Genomic DNA, 1,814 nt, shown 5'->3' with positions numbered 1-1,814 from the left:
GCCCGCGCCGAGCGGGAGGTGCGTCACCGGCCGGGACTCACCGCCGTCGGCGGGCATGACGTGGATCTGGGCGGGGCCGTCGGCGCCCGCACGGAGGAAGGCCACCCGGCGGCCGTCCGGGGAGATCGCCGGCGCCGAGTCGCGTTCGCCGTGCGTCCAGACGTCGACCCCCTCGGGCCGGATCCGGTACAGCGCGGTGCGGTAGGTGTCGGTGCCGAGGTCGGGGCGGGCCACCGCGGTGAGCAGCAGCTCACCCCGCACCGTCGGCCTGCCCGGAACGGCCGTCCGTTCGAGGTCGGTGGGACGCATGGCCCGCACCCTACCCGGATGCCTTTAGGTCGGCTAACGATCCCGGGTGGGTTCCGGCGCCGTCTCCGGATCCGCCGCGGCGACGGGGGTGGTGACCGGCCCGTCCTCCTGCCCGCCGCGGGAGCCGTCCGGCGGGACCGCCGTGGCCGCATCTTCGGAGGCCGCGGAGTCCGCGGGGGCCGGTGCGTGCAGCGTCAGGGTGCCCACCGCGTCCGGGTCCCGCCGCGACCGCAGCAGGCTGGCGGCCGTGGTCAGCACCAGGACCGTGATGATCACTCCCAGGGAAACCCAGTTGTTGACCTGCAGCCAGGGTGGGGTCACGTGGTACTCGTGCAACGCGTGCAGCACGAGCTTCACGCCGATGAATCCGAGGATCAGCGCGAGCCCGTAGGACAGATACACCAGCCTGCTCACCAGACCGCCGAGCAGGAAGTACAGCTGGCGCAGCCCCATCAGCGCGAAGGCGTTCGCGGTGAAGACCAGGTACGCCTCCTGGGTGATCCCGAAGATCGCCGGGATCGAGTCGACCGCGAACAGCAGGTCCGCGCTGCCGATCGCGACGATGACGACGAACATCGGCGTCAGGTACCGCCTGCCGTCCCGGGTGACCACGCTCCGGTGCCCGACATAGTCGTCGGTGACCGGGAAGAACCGGCGCACCCACCGGGTCACCGCGTTCTCGGTGTACTCGTCCTGACCGCCCTTGTCCCGCAGCATGCTGACCGCCGTCCACAGCAGGACGGCGCCGAACACGAAGAACACCCACACGAACCGGGCGATCAGGGCCGCGCCGACCGCGATGAAGGCGCCCCGCATGAGCAGCGCGAGCCCGATGCCGATGAGCAGCACACGGTGCTGGTGGACCGCCGGAACCCGGAACGACGCCATGATCACCATGAAGATGAACAGGTTGTCCACCGACAGCGAGTACTCGGTGAGGTAGCCGGTGAAGAACTCGACCCCGTACCCACCTCCCGCGAACACCCAGACCCCGGCCCCGAACAGGACGGCGCAGGTGACGTAGAAGACGACCCACCGGGCCGCCTCGCCGGTGGAGACCTCGTGCGGTCTGCGGTCCACGATGACCAGGTCCGCCGCGATCAGGGCGAGCAGACCGAGAACCGTGGTGATCCAGACCCACAGGGGAACAATCATCGAACGCCGACCTCCGGTGAGCGCAGCTACGGTCACGACCCGGAGGTCTCTCCCACCGACACACGACGAGCCGGCCGACGGCGCCGGGTGCCACGTGGGACGACCGTGCTGACGACACCGCCGCGAAGGAATACTCCCCTCCAGAACGCGGGACATCCTCGCGGGTCCGAGGTCCTCCGATCCAGTGGACGGGCGGGAAACCCATCCGCGCCACCCGTTAGTTCGCTCACAGGGCCGGTCGGTCGTACAGCGTTCCGCGCGACGGCGGGTCCGGCGGAACCGCACGACGGGTGACGACCGTGCGCCGCGCCCCCGCCCGGACCCGCGGGGCAACGCCGCCCGGGCGCTCG

General features: G+C 71.0%; 1 protein-coding gene and 1 pseudogene. Both read right to left on the bottom strand.

Features of this window, described 5'->3' with window-relative positions:
* A pseudogene (locus tag SACPADRAFT_RS27330) lies at positions 1-309 on the bottom strand (PD40 domain-containing protein); the annotation flags it as partial.
* Between the two features lie 33 nt (positions 310-342).
* On the bottom strand, positions 343-1,464 hold the full coding sequence (locus SACPADRAFT_RS0212045; RefSeq protein ID WP_007027484.1) for a TerC family protein: 1,122 nt from the start codon (positions 1,462-1,464) through the stop codon (positions 343-345).
* Positions 1,465-1,814 lie beyond the last annotated feature (350 nt).

The organism is Saccharomonospora iraqiensis subsp. paurometabolica YIM 90007, from assembly GCF_000231035.2.
Taxonomy (GTDB): Bacteria; Actinomycetota; Actinomycetes; order Mycobacteriales; family Pseudonocardiaceae; genus Saccharomonospora; species Saccharomonospora paurometabolica.
The sequence above is the reverse complement of the archived record's forward strand: the minus strand, read 5'-3'. Positions and strand labels throughout refer to the sequence as shown.